Annotated in this window: 19 protein-coding genes, 5 tRNA genes, 3 rRNA genes and 1 riboswitch; of the genes, 5 read left to right on the top strand and 22 right to left on the bottom strand. The window is 43.3% G+C overall.

Translation table 11 applies throughout. The features are described from left to right. Positions 1–143 precede the first annotated feature (143 nt). From pgsA to LCU_RS00385, 9 genes are all read right to left on the bottom strand, one after another. Complete coding sequence (gene pgsA / locus LCU_RS00425; protein ID WP_004270254.1) at positions 144–728, bottom strand: CDP-diacylglycerol--glycerol-3-phosphate 3-phosphatidyltransferase; 585 nt, start codon at positions 726–728, stop codon at positions 144–146. 22 nt (positions 729–750) lie between these two features. Beyond that, positions 751–1,674 carry a helix-turn-helix domain-containing protein gene (locus LCU_RS00420; protein ID WP_039099350.1) on the bottom strand — a complete coding sequence of 308 codons (924 nt, stop codon included), beginning with the start codon at positions 1,672–1,674 and terminating at the stop codon, positions 751–753. An 82-nt stretch (positions 1,675–1,756) separates the two neighbouring features. Beyond that, positions 1,757–2,485 carry an elongation factor P 5-aminopentanone reductase gene (gene ymfI, locus LCU_RS00415; protein ID WP_004270241.1) on the bottom strand — a complete coding sequence of 243 codons (729 nt, stop codon included), beginning with the start codon at positions 2,483–2,485 and terminating at the stop codon, positions 1,757–1,759. Then, positions 2,478–3,788: an EF-P 5-aminopentanol modification-associated protein YfmH gene (gene yfmH / locus LCU_RS00410; RefSeq protein ID WP_056965966.1), complete on the bottom strand. Its 1,311-nt coding sequence runs from the start codon at positions 3,786–3,788 to the stop codon at positions 2,478–2,480. Before yfmH ends, ymfI begins: the two co-directional genes overlap by 8 nt. Beyond that, complete coding sequence (gene yfmF, locus LCU_RS00405) at positions 3,778–5,049, bottom strand: EF-P 5-aminopentanol modification-associated protein YfmF (protein ID WP_004270245.1); 1,272 nt, start codon at positions 5,047–5,049, stop codon at positions 3,778–3,780. The genes yfmH and yfmF overlap by 11 nt, the downstream gene beginning before the upstream one ends. A 259-nt stretch (positions 5,050–5,308) precedes the next feature. Continuing rightward, positions 5,309–7,657 carry an FtsK/SpoIIIE family DNA translocase gene (locus tag LCU_RS00400; protein WP_056965968.1) on the bottom strand — a complete coding sequence of 783 codons (2,349 nt, stop codon included), beginning with the start codon at positions 7,655–7,657 and terminating at the stop codon, positions 5,309–5,311. A gap of 141 nt (positions 7,658–7,798) precedes the next feature. Further along, positions 7,799–8,200, bottom strand: coding sequence for a DUF1149 family protein (locus LCU_RS00395; protein WP_056965970.1), 402 nt, complete (start codon positions 8,198–8,200; stop codon positions 7,799–7,801). Positions 8,201–8,212: 12 nt separating this feature from the next. Next, positions 8,213–8,722: a tRNA (uridine(34)/cytosine(34)/5-carboxymethylaminomethyluridine(34)-2'-O)-methyltransferase TrmL gene (gene trmL, locus LCU_RS00390; protein ID WP_054644125.1), complete on the bottom strand. Its 510-nt coding sequence runs from the start codon at positions 8,720–8,722 to the stop codon at positions 8,213–8,215. A 253-nt stretch (positions 8,723–8,975) separates the two neighbouring features. After that, positions 8,976–9,809, bottom strand: a complete 834-nt coding sequence (locus LCU_RS00385) for a methyltransferase domain-containing protein (protein ID WP_056965972.1) — start codon at positions 9,807–9,809, stop codon at positions 8,976–8,978. 211 nt (positions 9,810–10,020) lie between these two features. Between LCU_RS00385 and LCU_RS00380 the strand changes: the two genes are divergently transcribed. From LCU_RS00380 to LCU_RS00370, 3 genes are all read left to right on the top strand, one after another. After that, entirely contained in the window at positions 10,021–10,977 is a 957-nt protein-coding gene (locus LCU_RS00380) for a magnesium transporter CorA family protein (protein WP_054644123.1), read from the top strand. 195 nt (positions 10,978–11,172) lie between these two features. Next, entirely contained in the window at positions 11,173–12,150 is a 978-nt protein-coding gene (locus LCU_RS00375; protein ID WP_004270229.1) for a GMP reductase, read from the top strand. A gap of 170 nt (positions 12,151–12,320) precedes the next feature. Beyond that, positions 12,321–12,752, top strand: coding sequence for a GNAT family N-acetyltransferase (locus tag LCU_RS00370; protein ID WP_035186296.1), 432 nt, complete (start codon positions 12,321–12,323; stop codon positions 12,750–12,752). Positions 12,753–12,798: 46 nt separating this feature from the next. Here LCU_RS00370 and LCU_RS00365 read toward each other — a convergent pair whose 3' ends face one another. Continuing rightward, positions 12,799–13,944, bottom strand: a complete 1,146-nt coding sequence (locus LCU_RS00365) for an AI-2E family transporter (protein ID WP_054644122.1) — start codon at positions 13,942–13,944, stop codon at positions 12,799–12,801. 17 nt (positions 13,945–13,961) lie between these two features. Beyond that, positions 13,962–14,351 carry a PTS glucitol/sorbitol transporter subunit IIA gene (locus LCU_RS00360; RefSeq protein ID WP_004271184.1) on the bottom strand — a complete coding sequence of 130 codons (390 nt, stop codon included), beginning with the start codon at positions 14,349–14,351 and terminating at the stop codon, positions 13,962–13,964. Positions 14,352–14,499: 148 nt separating this feature from the next. Between LCU_RS00360 and LCU_RS00355 the strand changes: the two genes are divergently transcribed. Next, positions 14,500–15,525, top strand: a complete 1,026-nt coding sequence (locus LCU_RS00355) for a lactonase family protein (RefSeq protein ID WP_054644119.1) — start codon at positions 14,500–14,502, stop codon at positions 15,523–15,525. A gap of 34 nt (positions 15,526–15,559) precedes the next feature. Here the strand turns inward: LCU_RS00355 and LCU_RS00350 are convergent, their stop codons facing one another. Together LCU_RS00350 and metK are read right to left on the bottom strand one after the other, a co-directional pair. After that, a complete protein-coding gene (locus LCU_RS00350) occupies positions 15,560–17,029 on the bottom strand; it encodes an MDR family MFS transporter (RefSeq protein ID WP_056965974.1) in 1,470 nt (489 codons plus the stop codon). Positions 17,030–17,126: 97 nt separating this feature from the next. Then, the gene (metK, locus tag LCU_RS00345) at positions 17,127–18,326 is read right to left on the bottom strand and encodes a methionine adenosyltransferase (RefSeq protein ID WP_039099479.1); all 1,200 of its coding nucleotides are present in this window, start codon (positions 18,324–18,326) and stop codon (positions 17,127–17,129) included. Further along, positions 18,324–18,409: riboswitch (SMK box riboswitch) on the bottom strand. Its footprint overlaps the gene before it by 3 nt. 98 nt (positions 18,410–18,507) lie before the next feature. Here metK and LCU_RS00340 point away from each other — a divergent pair. Next, the gene (locus LCU_RS00340; RefSeq protein WP_056965976.1) at positions 18,508–19,218 is read left to right on the top strand and encodes a hypothetical protein; all 711 of its coding nucleotides are present in this window, start codon (positions 18,508–18,510) and stop codon (positions 19,216–19,218) included. 55 nt (positions 19,219–19,273) lie between these two features. Here LCU_RS00340 and LCU_RS00335 read toward each other — a convergent pair. The 9 genes from LCU_RS00335 to LCU_RS00295 all read right to left on the bottom strand — a co-directional run bounded on the left by LCU_RS00335 (position 19,274) and on the right by LCU_RS00295 (position 25,408). After that, positions 19,274–19,347: transfer RNA gene (locus tag LCU_RS00335), tRNA-Asp, on the bottom strand. 3 nt (positions 19,348–19,350) lie between these two features. Next, positions 19,351–19,423, bottom strand: a tRNA-Val gene (locus LCU_RS00330). A gap of 7 nt (positions 19,424–19,430) precedes the next feature. Continuing rightward, positions 19,431–19,502 (bottom strand) — tRNA-Glu (locus tag LCU_RS00325). Between the two features lie 18 nt (positions 19,503–19,520). Then, positions 19,521–19,610 (bottom strand) — tRNA-Ser (locus LCU_RS00320). A 10-nt stretch (positions 19,611–19,620) separates the two neighbouring features. Next, positions 19,621–19,693, bottom strand: a tRNA-Asn gene (locus tag LCU_RS00315). An 8-nt stretch (positions 19,694–19,701) separates the two neighbouring features. Beyond that, a 5S ribosomal RNA gene (rrf, locus tag LCU_RS00310) occupies positions 19,702–19,818 on the bottom strand. 90 nt (positions 19,819–19,908) lie between these two features. Next, positions 19,909–22,827, bottom strand: a 23S ribosomal RNA gene (locus tag LCU_RS00305). Positions 22,828–23,049: 222 nt separating this feature from the next. Continuing rightward, positions 23,050–24,619, bottom strand: a 16S ribosomal RNA gene (locus LCU_RS00300). The 16S, 23S and 5S rRNA genes sit together here with 5 tRNA genes alongside, the layout of an rRNA operon. A 351-nt stretch (positions 24,620–24,970) precedes the next feature. Further along, positions 24,971–25,408, bottom strand: a complete 438-nt coding sequence (locus LCU_RS00295) for a Fur family transcriptional regulator (protein ID WP_035187021.1) — start codon at positions 25,406–25,408, stop codon at positions 24,971–24,973. Positions 25,409–25,525 lie beyond the last annotated feature (117 nt).

Below are 25,525 nucleotides of genomic sequence, written 5' to 3'. Positions count from 1 at the left end.
CGATTTCACGAAATAAAAGCAAGTAAAAATCGAACAAACGTTCTATATATTTTTTAAGCTACTCTACTATACCCGAATCACCGCGTTTTTTTCGTGCTTTTTGGGTTAAAAAAACTGGCGTGGGATTCCCCGCCAGTTTAAGTTTATTTAGAAAATGAGTCTTTAAAGACGCCTCTGTTCTTGATGAAATAATCGGTACCCGAATAAACTGTAAAGAACAAGCAAACGTATAACATGATCTGTGCCATTGGAATGCCGATATTGTTAAAGAAGACGTTGTTGAGTAGCAATAGAATAATCGCTAACATCTGCGTCGTCGTCTTAATCTTACCTGGCATAGCTGCGGCCATCACTTCGCCACCTTCGCTTAATAATAAACGTAGGCCAGTAACGGCTAATTCACGCCAAATAATAATCGCAACCACCCATGCTGGCGCTTGATCTAGCGCCACTAAGAAGATAAATGCTGTCATCACTAATAATTTATCAGCCAATGGATCAGCAAACTTACCGAAGTTGGTCACCAAATGTTGTGATCGGGCAATCTTGCCGTCTAGTAAGTCCGTCAAAGAGGCTACAATGAAAATCACTGTTGCAATAATCGCACTGACTGGAATACTTGTCCCAGCGACCATAATGGCTGTCGCAGGCACATCCAATACTAAAATCAAAGTAAAAATCGGAATCAAAATAATCCGAAACATCGTTAATTTATTTGGTAAATTCATGTTGAAGACTCCTTAATGTCCTTTATTTAGCCAATGTTGCTGTGAAATTAATCGTCCGCACAAACGTTGCTTCGTTATTTGGACTAAGGTTAATATCGGTGCCATTAATCTTCATCTTCGTTGCAGGTGCATTCCCAGTTTGAATACTAAATTGCGTAACGCCTTCAGGTAATTCAGCAGTTTGTTCGGCACCAACTGCGACAGAACCTTGCCAAATTTGTTGGCCATTGGCCGTTAAGCTGACCCAAGCAGCTGATTTATCAGCTGAGAACGTAATTTGGTTGGCTTTAGCTGGCAAGTTCTTAATTTCAAAAGCTTGTTGTGACCCATTAATGCTGGTCATCTTCGCCGTTAATTCTTGCTTCTTAGCCTTATCTTCAGCAGCTTTCTTGCTAGCTTCTTGTGCCTTACTTTCAGAAGCGGCTTTCTTACTGCTTTCAGCAGACTTGTCTTCACTACTGCTATCCTTCTTAGGATCTGGTTTATCCCCAGAAACCGTAACCGATGAGCTTGTTTCGTTTAACGTTTCGCGGTCTTTACCACGGTTGCTGAGCGCAATCCCATAGACCACCCCAATAATGATGACCACAATTGCCACAATCGTAATTTGTGGGACAAGGTTGCGCCATTTCGACCATTTAGAATCTGTTGTTTCGCGCGTCAATCGGGTTTGATTTTCAACGGATTTTTCAACATATTCTTCTGGTTTCGTATCTGGTACAGCATCTTGGTATTCTGCCAACAATGCATCATTATCTAAGCCCACTGTTTGGGCGTATTGCTTGATAAATGCCCGCACGTAAAAACTGCCAGGCAAGGCATCAAAATTGCCCTCTTCAATGGCGATTAAATATCGTTTTTGGATTTTTGTGATTTGTTGTAAATCATCGAGTGTGTAGCCCTTTTCAATTCGTGCTTCACGTAATTTTTGACCAATTTCATTCATAATCAATTCCACCCACTATTATCCCAGTATCATTATCCATAATTATAGCATATTGGTACGTATGTGCATTATTAAGATTTCTTTATTTTAACCAACCACCATTAACGTACAATGTCTGTCCCGTCATATAATCGGCTGCAGGTGCCATTAAACTCAATACCCAATAGGCAATCTGTGCTGGGGTTGCAAAAGCACCGGCCGGGATCTCCGCTACAACAGCAGCCCGTTCTGCTGTTGTGAACTGATTGTTCATTTTCGTATCAACTGCGCCTGGTGCAACCACATTAATTGTGATTCCAAGCGATGCCACTTCCTGTGCATAGGCGTTCACAAAGGCGGATTGTGCGCCTTTAACTGTACTATATGGCACTTCCATTGCACTGCCCCGGCCACCATAGATTGAACCAATTAAAACGACGCGTCCTAATGGACTTTGCGCTAGTTTCGCTTGCAGCTGCTGCATCAATAGCATTGGTGCTTTAACGTGCACCTGCCATAAGTGATCGAGTGCCGTTGCACTGACCTCTGGCAATAAGCCATACGTCGTCGCACCTGCTGTATAAATGACCGCATCGACTTGAAAAAGCTGGCCTGTCAATTTTCCAACAGCGTCCTCTTGGGTTAAATCAGCTTGAAGCGCAAAAAAATCCTGTTTTGGGTAGTCTTGCAACAATTGCTTTTGCAGCGTCGTAACCCGCGTCTGATTTTGATGATAGTGTAAATAAAGCGACCAACCGTCCGCCGCCATTTCAGTCGCAACCGTCATCCCAATATCACCGGATGCACCGATAATTAAGGCTGATTTAGGCATGGTTTGCTCCCTCCGGTAAGATGTGGCAGACTGTCATCGTTTCAATTTTGAAATAATCGGTTGCCATCTGTTGCAAGTCCGCTAAAGTCACTTGTTCGATCAAACCTAAGACATCAAATGGACTGATTTCGGTAAAGAATTCATCACTATATTGGTTCGCAATGGCTTCTAGCGAATTGAACGCTTGCAAGTATTCACCAATTGCGGCTCTTTTAACCAACGCCAAGTTATCCTCTGAAAAGTCAGGACTTTCCGTGGCATGTTCTAAGATATTAATAATCGCATCCGATAATTCTTGGGCATTGTCCGCATCGCCACCAAGGGTCACAAAATTAAATGACCGTTGAATGGCAAATTCGTAACCAAAACTATCATCAAGTGTGCCATCATCGTACAACTTTTGCACTTGCGTTGATGAATCACCAAATAGCAATTCAAGTAACAAGTTCATCTTCAACTTTGTTTCAAGTGCTAACTCACCTGTTCCGTAATCCGTTAAACCTTTAATCCCGACCATGCTCTTGCTACGCGCAATTGGCATTTCAAGTGACCGATACGGAATGATATCATGACCATCTTCAGCTTCTTCAGGCAATGAACGTACAATTTCTGTTGGTTGGGCAAATGTTTTTGCCGCTTGATTGGCGTTCAACCAATCAACCACTTCATCCGGATCATCAATTTGCCCAACGATAAAGAGGTTCATATTACTAGGCTGATAGAACGTTGCATGTGCTTGATAGAGCGCTTCTGGTGTAATTTGCGCAATACTATCCACCGTCCCAGCAATGTCCGTCCGCACTGGATGACTCGGATAGAGATTGCCAATCACTGTATAGAATAAGCGCCAATCCGGTTCATCATTATACATCTGGATTTCTTGGCCAATGATGCCCTTTTCTTTTTCGACCGTCTCAGTTGAAAAATAAGGTTCCTGCACAAAATCAAGTAGAATATCCAAATTTTCTTGCAAGTGACTGGTTGTTGAAAATAAATAACTCGTTCGCGTAAAACTCGTAAACGCATTTGAGCTTGCCCCGTAGCGACCAAACTTTTCAAACGCATCGTAATCTTTTTTCTCAAATAATTTATGTTCCAGAAAATGCGCAATCCCGTCTGGCACTGTCACATAATCCGTTTCCCCAGCTGGGATAAACGTCTTATCGATTGAACCATAATTCGTCGTTAAGATTGCATATGTCTTATGATAACCGCTCTTAGGGTATATTTTAACGGTCAAGCCATTCTCTAATTCAGTTTCATAGAGGGTTTCACCTAAGCGGGGATTTTGTCTAAGCTTCATCTGTATCGACCCCTTTCAGGAAGTAAATGGCTTGCAATTGCATCTTTGCGGCTTGTTCTTGAACCGCTTGTTTAGAAACCGCCAAGATGGCCTGTGTAAATCGCTCTGCATCAATTTCAGTTTCAGGCACAAACAAACGATTAAATTGTTGTTGCCCCAAATAGGCCGCACTATCGAGACTCGATTTAAATTGATTAATCAAGGCCAACTTAGTTTGTTCAAAGACCGCCTGTTCAAAGTCACCCGCGATAATCCGTTGACGTTGGGCTTCGATAATCTCTAAGACGCGATCTTTTTGGCGACTTTCAATCCCAGTCTGTACCGTAATGACACCCCGAAAAGCATCGATTGCACTTGAGGCATAGTAGGCTAGACTCGCTTTTTCACGCACATTGGTAAAAAGTAACGACAGCGGTGTGCCACCGAATAAGGCGTTCATCACCATTGTGGCATAATAATCAGCTTGATAGAAATAAGCTGGCATTTGATAGGCCATGTTTAACTTGCCTTGTTGCACCGTTTGTACTTCTGTTTTAGTTTGCACTTGTGGATATAATGATTGTTGATAAAAAATCGTTGGCAGTTCAACATTACGCGGTGCAAATGGCAATTGTGCCAAATCCGCGACCGTTTTGGCTTCGTCGATATTACCGACAAACGTCATTTGGACCCGATCGTTTGCAATCATCGATTGATAATACGCATATAGTTCATCCGGTGTGATGGTTGCTAAATCAGCTGCATCCCCATAATTGGGAATTTGTTGCGTCGCATCTTTAAAATAGAGTTTGCGTAATTCAACCGCCGCGTATGATTGCTTATCATCGGCAACACTTTCGATGTAACGCACTAAGTTCTCTTTTTCACGGTTAAAAATGACCGGATTGAACTGGCCATCAACCACATCTGGATGCAATAATAATTGCCCGATAAACGCAATCGCTTGCTCTTGCAAGTCGATTGTATCCCGTAGATATTGGGGGCTCACAATTCGCATTGAGATGCTAAAAATCGCCAAGTTTCCTTGTCGATAGGCATTCATATTAAAGCCGGCACCATACATGGCTTGTAATTCATTCGCAATTGCGACTTGGTCACGATAGGCTTGGCTACTAGCACCTAGAACGCTCGCTAATAATGAGCGTCGGGTCATCCCATCAGCTGTGACGGGCGCAATTAATTGAACGGTTAATCTAATTGTTTTAAATTGGTTAGTTTGTAAAATATTCAGGTAGACGCCATCCGTTATTTTCTGATTCACGTTATATTACTCCTCACTGTTTCAACAGTTAAAATGGCTCTTTTCAACTTATCCTTTTTCATAGCACGGATTCTATCATACCAAAAAAAGAAGGTGAACTCAAAAAAGGCCGCGACAAAAGTATTTTTTGTCGCGGCCTTTTTCATTTAATAGTTTAACCGAGTTCCATCAACCAGCGCCTTTCAGTTAATCCTGAATGTCAATCAATCGCTGACGCGCTTATTCGCCATTTTAGGCGATATTTGACTTATGTCACACGCTATTGTTCTGTTGGTTCTTCTGGTACGTTTTGTAATAACACCTTGCGTGGCTTACTACCTTCTGATGGTCCAATCACACCACGGCTTTCCATCTCATCAACCAAGCGTGCAGCCCGGTTATAGCCGACTCTAAAACGGCGTTGGAGCATTGATACGCTAGCGGTTTGCTGTTTAACGACCAATTCGACTGCCTCTTGGTAATATTCATCTTCTGGTTCTTCAGTTGATTGCTTTTCCTGCTCAGTGGTTGGAATCATTTCTTCGTCGTATTCAGCCGTTTGTTGTGCTTTAATAAACGACACGATACTTTCGACATCCTGACTCGAAATGAAGGCGCCTTGCACCCGTAATGGTTTGCTCATCCCGATTGGCATGTAAAGCATATCACCACGGCCAAGCAGTTTTTCCGCGCCACTGCCATCTAAGATGGTCCGTGAATCAATCCCACTGGATACAGCAAACGCGATCCGCGATGGAATATTGGCCTTAATCAACCCAGTAATAACATCGACAGATGGGCGTTGGGTAGCGACAATCATGTGAATCCCCGCCGCCCGAGCCATTTGTGCCAAACGAATAATCGCACTTTCGACTTCGTTGCTGGCAACCATCATCAAATCAGATAATTCGTCCACGATGACAACGATATAAGGCAGTGGTGCACCTTTAATTTCGCCGTCTTCGTTGTGGCCTTGAATATACTGATTATATTCAATCATGTTCCGCTGACCTGTATCGGCAAATAATTGATAACGTCGTTCCATTTCTTTTACAACCTTGTTCAAGGCGTTCGCAGCCTTTTTGGCATTCGTCACGACAGGAATCAATAGATGGGGCACGCCATTATAGACGTTTAATTCGACCATCTTCGGATCGATTAACATCAATTTAACTTCGTGTGGTTTGGCACTCATTAAAATACTTGTGATAATCCCGTTAATTGCAACGGACTTCCCACTCCCGGTTGAACCGGCGATTAATAAATGCGGCATCTTGGCTAAATCCGACATGATGACCTTACCCGAAATATCTTTACCTAACGGCACAGCGAGTGGTTTGCCTGGATGTGGGGGTTCTTGTTCAATCATTTCTCTAAAGGAAACGGTCGAAACGGTCGTGTTCGGCACTTCAATCCCGACATACGGTTTACCTGGAATTGGTGCTTCAATCCGAATATCCTTCGCCGCTAATGCAAGCGCCAAATCATCCGCTAAGTTAACAATTTTAGAGACCTTCACCCCAACTGCCGGTTGAATCTCGTACTTCGTTACGGCTGGTCCCAGACTAGCACTCTTAACCGTCACATCAACACCAAACGAATCAAATGTTTGTTTCAAGACCTGTTGATTTTTCTCGATAGCTTTATATTCCGCACTCTGATCAGACGCCGGAATTTGCGTTAATAATGCTGGTGTTGGCAATTCGTAATCATCATCCGTCTCGTTCAGTGGTGCGAGTTCTGCCACATCTGGAACATGCTCATCTTCGTCAGCCACCGGTTCGGGTGCAGTTGGTTCTGCTTGCGTCGCAATTGGTTTTGGTAGATCCTTGGGACCGTTTATTTTAAAAGGTTCCAATTTTTGCTTCGGTGCATTTTCTGGACCATCCGTTGCGACCATTTGCTCTTTAGTCTCTGACGTCTCTTCTGCTTGTTCAGTTGCATTTTGAACAGCTTTTTGCGTCTGTTCTTTTAAAGCACTGACTTGCGCTTTACCTTTTTCAGAGACCTTTTGGAACCCTGATTTCGTGTAGCTGCCAACTTTAAAGAGCCCATGCACAAACCGTTGTGTACTCTGAACAACGACGCTGAATGGAATATCTAAGAAAACAAAAACGCCGATAATCACAATCAAGACGGCTATCAGATAAGTCCCCATCTGCGCGAACAAGAAGTGAAAAACACCATACAACGCGGCGCCAATTAAGCCCCCACCAACTTCCGTCGTAACGGCCATCTTCTGGAAGTCTTCCAATAAAAGCTGCCATGTGGCGGCCAAGAAATGGTTATTGACCGCTTGATGGTGCAAGACGAATGCTGACAACCAAATTAAAATCCCGAGATACGCGATTGCAAATCCAAGCGTCTTTTGGTGCCATAAGGAGGGCTGCTTGCCATAAATCAACAAATAGACCCCCAAAAGGGCGAATAAAATAGCACTAATAATGAACGTATCGCCAACAAACAGACGGAATACGTTAGCGCAAAGCGCGCCGATAAAGCCCAGCTTTAAACCCGCAAATAAACTAATTAAAATAAAAATAAACCCGATGATGTTAACTGTGAAATCAGTTTGTTGTTTTTTCTTTTTGCGTGCTGCTGGTTTTCTTTTTTTACTTTTAGTGGCCATGAAAATCTCCTTCAACCTTAAATCCTACTATCCATTATACACGAACATCTGTACTACTAAACCCTTAAATGTCAGTCCCGTACCGTTTTTAATCACGGTACTAAAAAAGGCCACGGCAAAATTGCCGCAACCTTTCGCTGATTAGTCTTCGTTGGCTTGCGCTGTAAATTGGAGTTGAACGCCCCGATTTAAAGCAACCGCCGTCACTTGATACGTCAATGTTTCGATGTATTCAATCAATGGTCGTGAAAGCTTTATCATGTCTTTTTGATCAATTTCATTTGGTTCACTAAAGAAATCTAAGAGTTGAACCACTTGTGAAATTTGACCTGACACTGCAAAGCCACTCTTTTCTGGTGCAACTTGGAAAGGCGTCACAATTTGGTAAATATTCCCCGCGCTCAAATCAGCTTCTTGTAAATATGGATCTTCTTCGCTGATGGTGACTAAGCTGACTTGGATATTTTGTTGTGGTTCTACATCAGGTGAAACACGGTCATAATGAAAAGCATCAACAGTAATTGGATCTTTCTTCGTTTGCATCAAAAACACTCCCTATTTTAATTTATCATTGTCGTACAAATGACTCTTTTCGAGTCCTGGAAAATCTTGTTGGCGCAATGCCTCAAAGATCACTAATGCCGCACAGTTCGAGAGGTTTAATGCTCGAATATGGTCGGACATTGGGATTCGTAAACACCGATCTTCATTTTCACGCATGAAAGTTTCAGGTAATCCGGTCGTTTCCTTACCAAACATAAAATAATGATCAACACTTGTATCCGACACATCTTGATCAGAATAAGCTTGCTTAGCAAACTTCGTAATCAAGTATAAATATTGACGATCGGGCACAGTTGCTAAAAAGGCATCCAAGTTCTTGTGATAATTAATCTTAACTTGGTCCCAGTAATCAAGACCAGCCCGTTTTAAATGTTTATCATCGGTTTCAAAGCCTAATGGTTCGATTAAATCTAAAACAGTATCTGTTCCTGCACATGTCCGCGCAATATTACCGGTATTGGCAGGAATCAGTGGTTCGTATAATACAATATGATTAGTCACGGTCTAAACTTCCTTAAAAAAGATTCAGTAGATTAATTATACAATAGAATTCACAAAAGCTCTACCTTGCTTTGCAAATAAAAAAACGTAGTCCCTCGGTTATTCACGGCGAGAAACTACGTTAGTGTCATTTCATCACTAGCTTTTATCAAAATAAGTTCTGATAAAAGTTAGGGAAAAAATTCCTTAAAAACATTATAGCGCCCTTATTTTAGAGTTGCAATCAGATTTTTAAACTTTCTTTAAATTCTCATCATTTTCCCACTAAAATCGTGACATCTAATGAAATTTCAGGTAGCGCTTCTAACGTGATTGCCGCTAATTGTGCCTTAGAAGCCGTCCACGTCAATGGCGTCATTTCGACCAAATCGCGCAATGTCTCGGGTGTTAACGTCATTGTTTTTTGAACTTGCATTTCTTGATAATCTGGAAAATGTTGCGCAAACAATTCTAAGACCGGACCATGATCATAGCTTTCCTTAGCTTGACCATGATACAGTAACTCCCGTAACTCATGTAAGTAACCCGCATTGGGAATCACCTTAATTAGTTGACCGCCCGGTTTCAAGACACGTTTAAATTCTTGATATTGCGAAGGCGAAAAGATATTGAGCACCGTATCTAACTGGTGATCAGCAAATGGCATCCGCGCTAAGTCTGCTGCACAAAACCACGCATCGGCATTGTAATCACTTGCCAATTGAATCGCAGGTTTAGAAATATCAAACCCGATATAACGCGCGGAAACTTGCGCATTGAGCTGTTGCACTGGCGTTCCTTCACCACAACCGACATCAAGGACTAAACTATCGGGGGTAATCCGTGATGCAATTTCTTTTAAGAACGGTTGAAAGAACCCTGCTTGTAAAAAAGCCCGGCGATGTTGCAACATTTCCTTGGTATATTCAGACTTCATTTGCTTTGCTAAAAAATATAACGTGCCATTTTTAGCGAGGTCAAAACTATGCCCATTGACACAAAGTAATTGGTGCTCGGCTACACTTGCAAATACGTCCTGACAGATTGGACATTGTAATACGGCCAAGTTCGTCGTTAAAAACTGCTTGGCTAGCTCAATTTTTTTCAAATTTCTGATTCTCCTTGATTTAACGTGCTTTCAAAAGCATCCCGTTCCGGTTAGCTACATTAGCCAAACAATCGGCTACGCCGCTTATTCGTCTAATTAGGCTAATCCTCAAAGGATACCCGGTTTGAACGCACTTCTTTTATACCGCACTTTACATTCTTAAAATATCCGGTAGACTTAACAGTAAGTTATTGATGAAGGAAGTGACACCATGCTCGAAACCTATCGCTTCGACAGTGCTAAGAAAAAGCTCACCAAACATGCTAAAATCCAGTCCAACAGTTGGATTAACGTAACTGATCCCTCGACTGAAGAAATTGAGCTTCTCACTAAGAAGCTCCACATCCCATCTGATTTTATCTACTATAGTTTAGATGCTGATGAAAGTGCGCGTGCTGAGCACGATCCTGATTATAATGCGACCCTGATTATTTTCAACATACCAATTCTTGAAAAAGACCCGCAAAAACCAGATAAATACCTCTATAAAACAAGTCCCTTAGGAATTATTGTAACAGATTCGACCGTCTTAACCATCAACAAAACGCCAGTCACCTTTTTACAGAGCTTTGTTGATGGCCAAATTAAAGGTTTCAATCCACAAAATCACCGTAGAAGTGTCCTCCAGATTCTCTTCCGCATTTCATCCATCTATCTCCAATATTTGCGGGACATCAACCGCTCTCGTGAACAAATCGAAACTCGCTTGCAGAGTTCCCTACAGAATGAAGAACTCTTCGATCTGATGACCATTCAACGCGGCTTAGTTTATTTCATGATGTCCTTAAAGACCGATAAAATGGTACTCGCTAGTTTAATGCGGACCAATATGTTAGATCTTAATGAAGATGAAATTGAATTGCTTGATGATATTCAGATTGAAAATCAACAAGCCATCGAAATGGCAGAAATTTCCAACACAATTATTAACGAAACAGCCGATACTTACTCGTCAATTATTAATAATAACATGAATAGTGTTATGAAGTTCTTGGCATCTTATTCAATTATTCTCACCATCCCTGGATTAGTATTTAGTTTTTACGGGATGAACGTGGACCTTCCACTGTCTCACTCTAAAACAAGTTGGTTGATTACTTTATTCATTTCTCTGATCATTTCTGGTGTGCTAGTCTATCGCTTCTGGCGCAAGCGGTACATTAAATAGAGCGTGTGCCAGCTCCTGCGGATTAGAACCCGTTTAACTTACAAAAGGCCCACTATCATCAAACACATTCTCCCATTCTTTGGGTTCGAATGTGTTTTTTATTTGACTTTCATAAAAAAGTTCGTTATTATACGTTATGCACGGATAAATTCCGTGTTATCTAAAATAAATGTTCGTGTTTAAGGAGAATTCCCAATGGACGTATTTGATTACGAAGATGTTCAACTGATTCCCAATAAATGTATTGTGAAAAGTCGGAGCGAGATTGATACTAGCGTCCGCTTTGGCTCAGAAACGTTTAAAATCCCAGTCGTCCCTGCTAACATGCAGACGATTATTGATGAACCGCTTGCCATCTGGCTTGCCGAAAACCATTACTTCTACGTCATGCATCGCTTTCAACCTGAAAAGCGTCCCGCATTCATCAAGATGATGCACGAGCGCGGCTTATTTGCCTCAATCAGTGTCGGGGTTAAAGACGATGAATTCGACTTTATTAATCAACTCGCAACCGATAACTTACTACCAGAATACATTACAATCGATATCGCCCACGGCCACTCACAAGTCGTGATCGATATGATTCAACATATCAAAAAAGTACTGCCTAAGAGTTTCGTCATTGCCGGCAATGTTGGCACCCCTGAAGCCGTTCGCGATTTGGAACGCGCAGGTGCGGACGCAACCAAAGTCGGGATTGGCCCTGGTAAAGTTTGCATTACCAAAATCAAGACCGGCTTTGGGACTGGTGGTTGGCAACTGGCAGCCCTCAGATGGTGCGCGAAAGCTGCTACCAAGCCGATTATTGCCGATGGGGGAATTCGAACCAACGGTGACATCGCTAAATCAATCCGTTTTGGCGCTAGCATGGTGATGATTGGGTCCCTCTTTGCAGGACACGCTGAATCACCTGGCAAATTAGTCGAAGAAGATGGTCAACAATTCAAAGAATATTTCGGGTCAGCTTCAGAATTCCAAAAAGGCACACACCAAAACGTCGAGGGTAAACGCATTTTAGTGCCTTATAAAGGTGCGATTAGTGACACGCTCACCGAAATGCGCCAAGACTTACAATCATCGATTTCTTATGCTGGTGGTAAACGCTTATCATCATTGAAGAAAGTCGATTACGTTCTTGTTCGCCATTCAATTTTTAATGGTGACATGCTTTAAAAAGCAGTTAAAAGAGCCAGACTACCTTTTAAATCGGTAGTTTGGCTCTTTTTAGTTAGGTACCTAAAAACTTCTCTGAAATGGTTGAATCCGACTTGAAACAACTGTATAATTACCCGTGTCGCTTTTAACCTTAGCGTCTACATTGATCAGAAAAGGGTGTGAAACAAATGGATATTAAACATACACTTGGAGATAACAGTGTTATCTTTCGTGATGCAACATACATTAGAAGAACGGTGTTTGTCCGAGAACAAAATATGCCGGAAACCCAGGAAATCGATGCGCACGAAGATCACACGATTCACTATGTAGGTTACCTCAATCAAGACCCAGCAGTAACCGCACGCGTGCACGTCTTAAAAGACGGTGGATTTAGAATTCAGCGCGTTGCTACCATCAAAGCTTTCCGTGGCCAAGGACTCGGCTATCAATTAATCGAAGCCATCATTGAAGACGCTAAACGCACTACAACGCCTTATATTATTTTATTCGCACAGGACCACGCCATTGGTTTCTACGAAAAATTAGGCTTTATTGTCACAAGCGAAGGCGAAATGGAAGCGGGCATCCCCCACCACTACATGAAATTAACGCTCTAAAAACCAAAAAACGCACGATCCGCATTTATTACGGATCGTGCGTTTTTTATTGCTCGTATAAGCCTGAAACTGACTTGAACCATTCAAAAAGGTGACTAATTAATATCTTGATAATCGCATATACTGGAATACCGAGAATCACACCGGCAAGGCCGAATAACTTTCCTGAAGCCAGCAACACAATGATTGTCGTGACCGGATACATTGCCATCTTGCTCCCCAAGACCAATGGGGAAACTAAACGACCTTCCAAGGTCTGTTCAACAGCAAACACGATGAGTACTTTAATCAATAATAACGGCGAGATAAACGCTGCAATAATCACTGACGGGACCATCGCTAGGAAAGAGCCTAAATACGGAATTAAGTTTAAAATCCCCGCTAAAATTCCCAACGTCAACCCGTACTTCATCCCAACAATCCAGTAGCCTACAGTAAACATGACTGCAACCCAAAACGCTACTGTCAATTGGCCGCGGATGTACTGACTGACCTGTGTGTTAATTTCTTCCAACACTTTCCCAGTTGTGGCGCGTACTTTAACCGGGAAGAATTTTAACAAATAGCCTTTCATTCGGTGACCATCTTTTAACATGAAGAATAAAATGAACGGCATCGTTACAATCGCGATGACTACGTTCGTCACCACTCCGACCGCTGTTCCAATATGACTAACGGTCGAAGTCAGCATTTTATTTACTTTACTTGATAAATTACTAAACACATCCGTATTGATATCGTTTAATTGTTTTTGAATCGATTTGAAGGCTGGGTCGTTAAACCATTTCATCGTCTGAGTTTGAATATTCGCCCAATAAGACGGCCACTGATCAATTAAACTCGTTGTCTGGGATTGAATGATTGGAATAATCGTCGCAATTCCCCAGACCAGTAAGCCAACAATTAAAATAAAAATAATCGTAATCGACAATACCCGATTTAAATGCCAACGCCGTTCAAACCAATCAATTAACGGGTTGGTCAAGTAATACAAGACGGCCGCAATAATAATCGGTAACCCAATAATCAACATCAACGACTGAATTGGTTTTAACAGCCAAGCAAGTTTTGTTAATAAAAGTATAATCAGCAACGTTAATAACATGTTTAACAAAACAATCGGTAGCTTCTTATTTAAAAACCATTTAAAGAACCATGAACGTTCTGTTTGTGGCTGTTTATTCTCTGTCACACCAATTCACCTAATTCCTACATAGTTTCTTGATACGTTATCTGCGTTCCTACTTTGAATTCAGGAACAGCCGGAACACCCGCGGCGGCTGGTGTTAAATAAAGCCCACTTTGCAGTTGATCTTCTTGTGGCGCAGGTCCAAAAACTAAAGCGACATGACCAATACTGTTGAGGTTAGGATTTACCAACGCGCCCACATACGTAATCGTATAAGGTTGTTGATTAATAATAACCGCAGAATCTGTCGTCAGTGTTAGCTGTTTTTTGGCCGCTTCGTCCATAAAATGTTGAATCAATGCCACGTTTTGAATGGCAGTTGTCGCATGTTCATCGAATAAAATGACCATCGGTTCTTGATCATCAATGGCGTCGTTGCCAATTGAAATGACTTCTGCTTGCGTGTTCATAATGAAATCTCCTCTTAGTTAAGATAGTATCATTGTAGCATATTCGCGACTTAGTTTTAGCGACTAGTGAATCCTTTTAGTAACAAATTAAACCGTTTTCGCAGGAATATGCTATACTCAAAGAGTATTTGACGAAGGGAGTCTGATTATGACAGAAGAAGTTTTAATTGGTGGTTATACCCGCCGGATTGGTAAAGGGATCTACCGCGGAATTTTCGATGCAACAACTGCAACCGTGAGTGACATCCAACCATTCATTAATCTCGATAACGCATCCTATTTAACGATTTCAAACCGTAACATCCTCTACACCGTCATTAAAGATGGGGACCAAGGTGGGATTGCTGCCTATGACTTAGCTAGTGGCACCCCTGTCTTTTTGAACGCGGTCTTAGCAGCCGGCGCACCACCAGCATACGTGGCAGTCGATGAAGACCGCCAACTCGTTTATGCAGCCAATTACCATAAAGGCGAAATACTCGTTTATCAAATCCAAGCCGATGGCAGTTTAACCTTAGCGAGCACGACAGTTCATGAAGGCCACGGTCCGCGTCCTGAACAAGCTAGCGCCCACGTACATTATACCGACCTAACACCTGACCACCGCTTAGTGGTCTGTGATTTGGGCACCGATGAATTAGTAACTTATGCCGTCGACAATGCTGGTCAATTAACCAAAGTAGCAATTTACAAGAGTGAACCTGGTTTTGGCACACGGCATTTAGTCTTCCATCCCAATCACAAGACAGCTTACCTATTGGGTGAATTGTCCAGTGAAGTGACGGTCTTAGATTATCATGCAGCCGATGGGACTTTTAGCGCGGTTGCTACCTACTCAATGTTACCTGCAGATTGGCACGAAGCAAACGGCGGCGCTGCAATCCGTGTTTCCAAAGACGGTCGTTTCCTTTATGCTTCCAACCGTGGGTATAATTCAATCGTTGTGTATGCCATCAGTGATGACAGTCGCCAACTACGAGCAATCCAACAAATGTCAACGGATGGTGAATTCCCCCGTGACTTCAATCTTTCCGCTAACGACGATTTTCTATTAGCCGTTAACCAAAATAGTGATAATGGTACGCTTTATCGGCGCGATGCCCAAACTGGTTTATTAACCGCCTGTCAAAAAGACTTAGAAACACCTGAAGGCGTCTGTGTCTTATTCCATTAAAATAAAAAAGATTGACCGTATTGGTCAATCTTTTTTATTTACTTCTTTTACGATCCATTAAATTAATAATAATTGCAATGGCAATTAACACAATTGACGCAAAATAAATGAAGTGTAAACCATTGTATAGAATATGGCGTAATGTTGGTAATAATTGTTTAGGTAAGTTCAAAGCAGTTTCTGGATTAATCAATTCATTTAACATGTTTTGATCTAATCGACCATCACCAGCAATCCCTTTTGCCAATTGCCGATTCAAAATAATCCCATAAACTGAAACCATCAAGGTTTGACCTAAAGTTCGACTTAACGTATTAAACGACGTTGCAACACCAACTTTGTCAGCACCAGCAACGCTTTGTGCCGTAACAGTCGTCGTGGTAATGATTAAGCCAAAGCCAATCCCTAAACCAGCAGCAACTAATAAGAAGAACCAAAACGGTGTGGTTTGTGGGACCAATGCTAAGATGAAGCTCCCAACAAGTAAAATACACAAACTACCGGCTAGAATTGTTCGTGGTGCGTGCTTAACAAGTAATAGGCCTGCCCATAATGAGGCAAAAATCCACATCACAGAACTAGGCGTCACAACAAACCCCCCCATCGAGGCTTTCAATCCGAGGATCCCTTGCATCCACATTGGCATATAGACTTCAAAACCAATTAAGAAACCACTCACTAAAGCAGCCACTGCATTTTGGACAACAAATGTTCGATTTTTAAATAATGATAATGAGATAATCGGATCTTGTGCATGTTTTTCAACGCGGATAAAGAGGTAAAAAGCAACCACTGCAATCACGAGCATTGACCCTAAAACGAGCACTGACGGTTTGGCTTCACCCATGACTTGGAAGCCATATAGTAAACTCAAAAGGGCCGCCATCAACCATAAACTGCCCCAATAGTCGACTGGTTCAGCACTCGTCTTCTTCTCTTCTTGAAGGAAGTACCAGATTAAACCAATCGTAATAATCCCAATCGGTACATTGATGAAGAAAATCCAATGCCAGGTCAACTTATCAACAATGAAGCCCCCTAAAAGCGGCGCAATGATGGAGGCAATCCCCCATGCTGACCCATTAAAACCCAAGACTTTCGCCCGTTTTTCAATCGGATAAATATCAGCAATAATCGTAAATGATACCGGCATAATCGCCCCGGCTCCCAAGCCTTGAATTGCCCGGGAAATAATTAACGTCCCCATATGATTTGACAATCCACATAAGGATGATCCGATGACAAACAAGGCCAAACCAAAGATGAAGATTGGTTTACGCCCAATCCGATCTGCCATCTTACCATAGATTGGCGTCATCATCGCATTCGTTAATAGGTAGATTGAAAAGACCCAGTTCATCAATTTCATACCGTGTAAATTACTAATGATGGTTGGCATTGCCGTTGAAACAATCGTCCCTTCAATGGCTGTCATGAAAGTTGCGACGAAAATCGCAATCGTCACGAGTAATACATTCGTTTTTCTTCCCTTACTTTGTTCCATTCTTAGCTCCCTCTCTTATTCTTGGGCATAAAAAGAGCCTTTTCTTAACTCAAATAAGCTAAGGAAAGGCCGCCTCTTTTACTCGTCTAATAATACATTAGGCATTTAGTTTAGCAATACTTGCCTTTAAGGCATCCACTTTATCTAAACGTTCCCATGGAAATTCGACATCTGTACGCCCAAAGTGCCCATATGCAGCTGTTTGCTTGTATATAGGTCTTTGTAGATCTAACATTTGAATAATCCCTGCTGGTCGTAAATCAAAGTTTTCACGAATTGCAGTTTGAATCTTTTCTTCACTGACGGTCCCTGTTTCGAAAGTATTTATTGAAACAGAAACGGGTTGCGCTACACCAATTGCATAGGCCAATTGCACTTCACACTTGCGCGCTAACCCAGCCGCTACAATGTTTTTAGCAATGTAACGGGCTGCATAACTTGCTGAACGGTCAACCTTAGTAGCATCTTTCCCTGAGAAAGCACCGCCACCATGACGTGCATAACCGCCGTAAGTATCAACAATGATCTTACGACCAGTTAAACCTGAATCGCCTTGTGGTCCACCGATGACAAACCGACCAGTTGGATTAATGAAATACTTGGTTTGATCATCCAAGTATTTGGCTGGAATAACGGTTTGAATCGCTTGTTCAAGCATATCCTTTTGAATGGTTTCTAAAGTCACATCTGCATCGTGTTGGGTACTGATAACGACGGTATCGACACGAACAGGTTGTTCGTTTTCGTCGTATTCAACAGTGACTTGCGCCTTAGCATCTGGTCTTAGATAAGCGAGTTGCCCGCTCTTTCTTAACTCAGCGACTTTGCGCATTAAACGGTGTGAAAGGGCAATTGGTAACGGCATTAGTTCTGGTGTCTGATCGACAGCAAACCCAAACATTAACCCTTGATCCCCCGCACCAATCTTATCAAGTGGATCTTCATCCTTTGCACGAGATTCAACTGAATCGTCGACCCCTTGTGCAATATCAGGTGATTGTTCATCAAGTGCAACAATCACAGCACAGTTATCGCCATCAAAGCCATAATGCCCATCACGATAACCAATCCCTTTAATAGTCTCTCTGACCACTTTTTGGATATCAACGTATGCCGTTGTTGAAATTTCGCCGACAACTAGGACTAACCCAGTTGTAACGGTTGTTTCACAAGCAACTCGTGCTTGTGGATCTTGTGCTAACATCGCATCTAAGATGGCATCACTAATTTGATCCGCAATCTTATCTGGATGGCCTTCAGAAACGGATTCCGAAGTAAATAAATGTCTTTCTTGCATTTCTATGTTTCCCCCTATATATGTGTCGGTTACAAGGCCTCTTCACGGTGTGTGAATCCTATCGGGAACTTCTTATAACTCTACTATCCTAGCACAAAATACAATCCATTTCAAAAGCCGTTGACCTTCTTTTCAAAAAAAGTTAAGATGAGACACATATTCTAAGAAAGAAGTGTTGCTATTGTTCTACCTTAACCAACAACATCTAAAGGCTTCAACTCAGCCACAATTACTGACTTTGTTTAATTATTTAAATCTCGGTTTAATCGTCGGGCTGACAATGTGGTCTTTTCCAAAGCAATTCGGGCTTTCATTTTATCTAACTGCGATTCTAGGGGCGCTATTAGCCATTTTACTCGTCTTATCACCCCGGTATAAACCAAAGCGAATAATTGCAACTGCTGCCCTTTTAGTCGCAATTATTCTAGCCGCAATCATCGGCTGGCGTGATCTACCTTTGATTGGGCTTCTATCAGGGATTACTAGCATTTTTGTTCTAATCCCTTTTATCTACCCAGACCAGTTCAAAGACCGTACGTTACGGTTATCATTTCAATTCTTACTAGCCCCATTTTTCTTTTTAATTACTCAGATTTTCAGTGGCATTCACTTTATCCCCGAGGATTTACTCGTAAAATTAGGCCTATTCTTAATCATCATTTATCTTCTCGAACTAACGACTCACAATCGGATGATTACTATCCTCAGTTATGTAGTATGGGCGTGCATTATTATTGTAGTGATTTTAACGCATTTAATTCACGGTTGGCATTTAATTCTCTTTGCAGGTGGCCAGTTATTATTAATTGCGTTACAACTCGGCCTAATCAAACGTAACTGCTATTTACAAGAGTTTGGATACTTGCTATTAATCACTGGCGTCTTTAATTAAAATGATTAAACAACAAAAAAGCGTAAGCAATAAATTGCTTACGCTTTTTTTAAGACGGTCACAACGGGACTCGAACCCGTGATCTCCTGCGTGACAGGCAGGCGTCCTAACCAGCTAGACCATGCGACCGAATGGAGGTTACAGGGCTCGAACCTGTGACCCTCTGCTTGTAAGGCAGACGCTCTCCCAACTGAGCTAAACCTCCAAAAAAATGACCCGTACGGGATTTGAACCCATGATACCGCCGTGAAAGGGCGGTGTCTTAACCACTTGACCAACGGGCCATGTCATTTATTATTTAACGGAGAGTGAGGGATTCGAACCCTCGAAACAGGTTAGACCCATTTACATGATTTCCAATCATGCTCCTTCGGCCGCTCGGACAACTCTCCAAATAATTGACTCCGGTTGTCAGGCTCGAACTGACGACATCATGATTAACAGTCATGCGCTCTACCAACTGAGCTAAACCGGAATGAAAAAGCGCGGCAACGTCCTATCCTCGCAGGTAGTTTCCCACCAACTACTATCGGCGCTAAGAAGCTTAACTTCTGTGTTCGACATGGGAACAGGTGTATCCTTCTTGCTATCGCCACCACACTATTTTGTGCTTGCGCACTGAGAAGAACTTCGTTCTCTCAAAACTGCATAATAAGTAATATTTCATTTCAAAAGCCTAACATTGCACCTTTGGTTAAGTCCTCGACCGATTAGTACTAGTCCGCTCCATACATCGCTGTACTTCCACTCCTAGCCTATCTACCTGATCATCTTTCAGGGGTCTTACTTCCATAAAGGAATGGGAAATCTCATCTCGAGGGGGGCTTCACACTTAGATGCTTTCAGCGTTTATCCCGTCCATACATAGCTACCCAGCGATGCGCCTGGCGGCACAACTGGTACACCAGAGGTATGTCCATCCCGGTCCTCTCGTACTAAGGACAGCTCCTCTCAAATTTCCTGCGCCCGCGACGGATAGGGACCGAACTGTCTCACGACGTTCTGAACCCAGCTCGCGTACCGCTTTAATGGGCGAACAGCCCAACCCTTGGGACCGACTACAGCCCCAGGATGCGATGAGCCGACATCGAGGTGCCAAACCTCCCCGTCGATGTGGACTCTTGGGGGAGATAAGCCTGTTATCCCCAGGGTAGCTTTTATCCGTTGAGCGATGGCCCTTCCATACGGAACCACCGGATCACTAAGTCCGACTTTCGTCCCTGCTCGATTTGTCAATCTCACAGTCAAGCTCTCTTATACCTTTACACTCTACGAATGATTTCCAACCATTCTGAGAGAACCTTTGAGCGCCTCCGTTACACTTTAGGAGGCGACCGCCCCAGTCAAACTGCCCACCTGACACTGTCTCCCGCCACGCTAAGTGGCGCGGGTTAGAGTGGTCATACAGTTAGGGTAGTATCCCACCAACGCCTCCATCGAAACTAGCGTTCCGATTTCTACGGCTCCTACCTATCCTGTACAAACTGTACAAACACTCAATATCAAGCTACAGTAAAGCTCCATGGGGTCTTTCCGTCCTGTCGCGGGTAACCCGCATCTTCACGGGTATTATAATTTCACCGAGTCTCTCGTTGAGACAGTGCCCAAATCATTACGCCTTTCGTGCGGGTCGGAACTTACCCGACAAGGAATTTCGCTACCTTAGGACCGTTATAGTTACGGCCGCCGTTTACTGGGGCTTCAATTCTGGGCTTCGCTTACGCTAACTCATCCTCTTAACCTTCCAGCACCGGGCAGGCGTCAGCCCCTATACGTCATCTTTCGATTTTGCAGAGACCTGTGTTTTTGATAAACAGTTGTTTGGGCCTATTCACTGCGGCTGACCTGACGGTCAGCACCCCTTCTCCCGAAGTTACGGGGTCATTTTGCCGAGTTCCTTAACGAGAGTTCACTCGCTCACCTTAGGATATTCTCCTCGACCACCTGTGTCGGTTTACGGTACGGGTAGTTTATTTCTCACTAGAAGCTTTTCTTGGCAGTGTAACATCAGGAACTTCGCTACTTAATTTCGCTCCCCATTACAACTTGTCCTTAAAGAATCAAGCATTTCACTCAACTCAAGACTTGTTGCTTAGACACACATTTCCAGTCGTGTGCATTCCTTAGCTTCCTGCGTCCCTCCATCGTTCAAACAAAATAAACTAGTACAGGAATCTCAACCTGTTGGCCATCGACTACGCCTTTCGGCCTCGCCTTAGGTCCCGACTAACCCTGGGAGGACGAGCCTTCCCCAGGAAACCTTAGTCATACGGTGGATCAGATTCTCACTGATCTTTCGCTACTCATGCCGGCATTCTCACTTCTAAGCGCTCCACTAGTCCTTACGATCTAGCTTCATCGCCCTTAGAACGCTCTCCTACCGCGGACACTTACGTGTCCACCCACAGTTTCGGTATTATGTTTAGCCCCGGTACATTTTCGGCGCAGCGGCACTCGACTAGTGAGCTATTACGCACTCTTTAAATGGTGGCTGCTTCTGAGCCAACATCCTAGTTGTCTGTGCACCGCCACATCCTTTTCCACTTAACATAAATTTTGGGACCTTAACTGGTGATCTGGGCTGTTTCCCTTTCGACTACGGATCTTATCACTCGCAGTCTGACTCCCGGAACTAAATCAATGGTATTCGGAGTTTATCTGAATTCAGTAACCCATGACGGGCCCCTAGTCCAAACAGTGCTCTACCTCCATGATCCAATATTCCGAGGCTAGCCCTAAAGCTATTTCGGAGAGAACCAGCTATCTCCAAGTTCGATTGGAATTTCACCGCTACCCACACCTCATCCCCGCCATTTTCAACTGACGTGGGTTCGGTCCTCCAGTGTGTTTTACCACACCTTCAACCTGGACATGGGTAGGTCACTTGGTTTCGGGTCTACATCTATATACTCACTCGCCCATTTCAGACTCGCTTTCGCTACGGCTCCAGCTTTTCACTTTAACCTCGCATATAAACGTAACTCGCCGGTTCATTCTACAAAAGGCACGCCATCACTCATTAACGAGCTTTGACTAATTGTAGGCACACGGTTTCAGGATCTATTTCACTCCCCTTCCGGGGTGCTTTTCACCTTTCCCTCACGGTACTGGTTCACTATCGGTCACTAGGGAGTATTTAGCCTTGGGAGATGGTCCTCCCGGATTCCGACGGAATTTCACGTGTTCCGCCGTACTCAGGATCCAGAACGGAGGTTAAGTTGTTTAATCTACGTGGTTATCACACTCTTTGACTCAGCTTCCCAGCTGATTCGATTACAACTTAACTTGGTAACTCCAATGTTCTGTCCTACAACCCCAAGAAGCAAGCTTCTTGGTTTGGGCTCTTCCCCGTTCGCTCGCCGCTACTTAGGGAATCGATTTTTCTTTCTCTTCCTGCAGGTACTTAGATGTTTCAGTTCCCCGCGTCTACCTTCATTAAGCTATGTATTCACTTAATGATAATACCCGACTAAAGGTATTGGGTTCCCCCATTCGGAAATCTCCGGATCAAAGCTTACTTACAGCTCCCCGAAGCATATCGGTGTTAGTACCGTCCTTCATCGGCTCCTAGTGCCAAGGCATCCACCGTGCGCCCTTTATAACTTAACCTAACTTTACCTACGGTAAAGGGTTATTATTTGAGTTTAGCGATATGAACTAATTCATATTTCTATTAAAAAACTCTTTAAAACGCAATGTTTTCTCGGCTTTTAAAACTAATATATTACTTATTATCCAGTTTTCAAAGAACAAAGTTTGAGAGTAGACCTCTCAAAACTAAACAAAGTTTCGACTTCGCAAATGTACAAGGTTTTCCGTATTATTCCTTAGAAAGGAGGTGATCCAGCCGCAGGTTCTCCTACGGCTACCTTGTTACGACTTCACCCTAATCATCTGTCCCACCTTAGACGGCTGGCTCCCGAAGGTTACCTCACCGGCTTTGGGTGTTACAAACTCTCATGGTGTGACGGGCGGTGTGTACAAGGCCCGGGAACGTATTCACCGCGGCATGCTGATCCGCGATTACTAGCGATTCCGGCTTCATGTAGGCGAGTTGCAGCCTACAATCCGAACTGAGAATGGTTTTAAGAGATTAGCTAAACCTCGCGGTCTCGCGACTCGTTGTACCATCCATTGTAGCACGTGTGTAGCCCAGGTCATAAGGGGCATGATGATTTGACGTCGTCCCCACCTTCCTCCGGTTTGTCACCGGCAGTCTCACTAGAGTGCCCAACTAAATGCTGGCAACTAGTAATAAGGGTTGCGCTCGTTGCGGGACTTAACCCAACATCTCACGACACGAGCTGACGACAACCATGCACCACCTGTCACTTTGTCCCCGAAGGGAAAGCTCTATCTCTAGAGTGGTCAAAGGATGTCAAGACCTGGTAAGGTTCTTCGCGTTGCTTCGAATTAAACCACATGCTCCACCGCTTGTGCGGGCCCCCGTCAATTCCTTTGAGTTTCAACCTTGCGGTCGTACTCCCCAGGCGGAGTGCTTAATGCGTTAGCTGCGGCACTGAAGGGCGGAAACCCTCCAACACCTAGCACTCATCGTTTACGGCATGGACTACCAGGGTATCTAATCCTGTTTGCTACCCATGCTTTCGAGCCTCAGCGTCAGTTACAGACCAGACAGCCGCCTTCGCCACTGGTGTTCTTCCATATATCTACGCATTTCACCGCTACACATGGAGTTCCACTGTCCTCTTCTGCACTCAAGTTTCCCAGTTTCCGATGCACTTCTTCGGTTGAGCCGAAGGCTTTCACATCAGACTTAAGAAACCGCCTGCGCTCGCTTTACGCCCAATAAATCCGGACAACGCTTGCCACCTACGTATTACCGCGGCTGCTGGCACGTAGTTAGCCGTGGCTTTCTGGTTGGATACCGTCACTACCTGATCAGTTACTATCAAATACGTTCTTCTCCAACAACAGAGTTTTACGATCCGAAAACCTTCTTCACTCACGCGGCGTTGCTCCATCAGACTTTCGTCCATTGTGGAAGATTCCCTACTGCTGCCTCCCGTAGGAGTCTGGGCCGTGTCTCAGTCCCAGTGTGGCCGATTACCCTCTCAGGTCGGCTATGCATCACGGTCTTGGTGAGCCTTTACCTCACCAACTAACTAATGCACCGCGGGTCCATCCTAAAGTGATAGCCGAAACCATCTTTCAACCTTGCACCATGCGGTGCTAGGTTTTATGCGGTATTAGCATCTGTTTCCAAATGTTATCCCCCACTTTAGGGCAGGTTACCCACGTGTTACTCACCCGTCCGCCACTCACTCAAATGTTATCAATCAGAAGCAAGCTTCTTCAATCTAACGAGAGTGCGTTCGACTTGCATGTATTAGGCACGCCGCCAGCGTTCGTCCTGAGCCAGGATCAAACTCTCGATTAAAAGTTTGTAGCTCTTGTTTTGTTACTTAATTTATTTGCTAGCGAAATTGACTTTGCAAATATGTTTTGTGCCCCGAAGGGCGACCCTACACATTTGGTTTGTCGAAACTTTGTTCAGTTTTCAAAGATCTACTGTGTTGAAACAGCTTAATTAATATATCATTTCTAACGAACACTGTCAAGCGATTTTTATAAATATTTTCTGAATATTTATTCAATCTCGTTTGACCCGTTATTTCGTTAGCGATGAGCTTTTCTCTCGCTGACAACATAGAATACTATACCAACATCTAAATCTATCGTCAAGTAAAATTTGCATAAAATTCATCTTTTTTTTAAATATTCAAACAACTTAGTTATTTGCAAGCTTTGCTTGGCATTCTGGACAGATACCATGCACTTCCATTCGGTGCCCAGTTACCATAAACCCCGTTAGATTCTCAGCAATCACTTCTACATCATCTAACTCCGGATAAAAAACATCAACTACTTTTCCACAGTTCTCACAAATAGCGTGATAATGCTTGGTCTGCGCAAAATCAAAATGACTGGATGCATCTCCATAAGCCATTTCTTCAATAATCCCTAATGAGGTAAACAGACGCAAGTTATTATAGATTGTCGCAACACTCATATTCGGAAAGCGCCCTGCTAGCGCCTTATAGACATCGTCTGCAGTCGGATGCATATGAGTGCCAATCATGAATTCCAAAACAGCTTGCCGCTGTGGCGTGATCCGTACGTTGTGTTCTTTGAGTTTCCGTAACGTTTGTTGCACGATGTGACTCATTTTGCCACCACCTTTCGCTAATGATAATCATTATCATATATCCTTATTGCTGTAATCGTACCTTTTTTTGACGAGACTGACAAGTATCTTTGCTCAAAAAAAGACGTTACGCGAGTC

The sequence above is a fragment of the Latilactobacillus curvatus JCM 1096 = DSM 20019 genome, assembly GCF_004101845.1.
Classification (GTDB): domain Bacteria; phylum Bacillota; class Bacilli; order Lactobacillales; family Lactobacillaceae; genus Latilactobacillus; species Latilactobacillus curvatus.
The sequence above is the reverse complement of the archived record's forward strand: the minus strand, read 5'-3'. Positions and strand labels throughout refer to the sequence as shown.

Excerpts from the sequence above, each read along its gene's own strand:
- LCU_RS00380 (WP_054644123.1), top strand. The coding sequence starts at position 10,021 with ATGCTCGAAACCTATCGCTTCGACAGTGCTAAGAAAAAGCTCACCAAA.
- LCU_RS00395 (WP_056965970.1), bottom strand. The coding sequence starts at position 8,200 with ATGCAAACGAAGAAAGATCCAATTACTGTTGATGCTTTTCATTATGAC.
- ymfI (WP_004270241.1), bottom strand. The coding sequence starts at position 2,485 with ATGCCTAAATCAGCCTTAATTATCGGTGCATCCGGTGATATTGGGATG.
- LCU_RS00295 (WP_035187021.1), bottom strand. The coding sequence starts at position 25,408 with ATGAGTCACATCGTGCAACAAACGTTACGGAAACTCAAAGAACACAAC.
- LCU_RS00375 (WP_004270229.1), top strand. The coding sequence starts at position 11,173 with ATGGACGTATTTGATTACGAAGATGTTCAACTGATTCCCAATAAATGT.
- LCU_RS00420 (WP_039099350.1), bottom strand. The coding sequence starts at position 1,674 with ATGAATGAAATTGGTCAAAAATTACGTGAAGCACGAATTGAAAAGGGC.
- metK (WP_039099479.1), bottom strand. The coding sequence starts at position 18,326 with ATGCAAGAAAGACATTTATTTACTTCGGAATCCGTTTCTGAAGGCCAT.
- LCU_RS00355 (WP_054644119.1), top strand. The coding sequence starts at position 14,500 with ATGACAGAAGAAGTTTTAATTGGTGGTTATACCCGCCGGATTGGTAAA.
- LCU_RS00370 (WP_035186296.1), top strand. The coding sequence starts at position 12,321 with ATGGATATTAAACATACACTTGGAGATAACAGTGTTATCTTTCGTGAT.
- LCU_RS00360 (WP_004271184.1), bottom strand. The coding sequence starts at position 14,351 with ATGAACACGCAAGCAGAAGTCATTTCAATTGGCAACGACGCCATTGAT.
- pgsA (WP_004270254.1), bottom strand. The coding sequence starts at position 728 with ATGAATTTACCAAATAAATTAACGATGTTTCGGATTATTTTGATTCCG.
- yfmH (WP_056965966.1), bottom strand. The coding sequence starts at position 3,788 with ATGAAGCTTAGACAAAATCCCCGCTTAGGTGAAACCCTCTATGAAACT.
- LCU_RS00400 (WP_056965968.1), bottom strand. The coding sequence starts at position 7,657 with ATGGCCACTAAAAGTAAAAAAAGAAAACCAGCAGCACGCAAAAAGAAA.
- LCU_RS00350 (WP_056965974.1), bottom strand. The coding sequence starts at position 17,029 with ATGGAACAAAGTAAGGGAAGAAAAACGAATGTATTACTCGTGACGATT.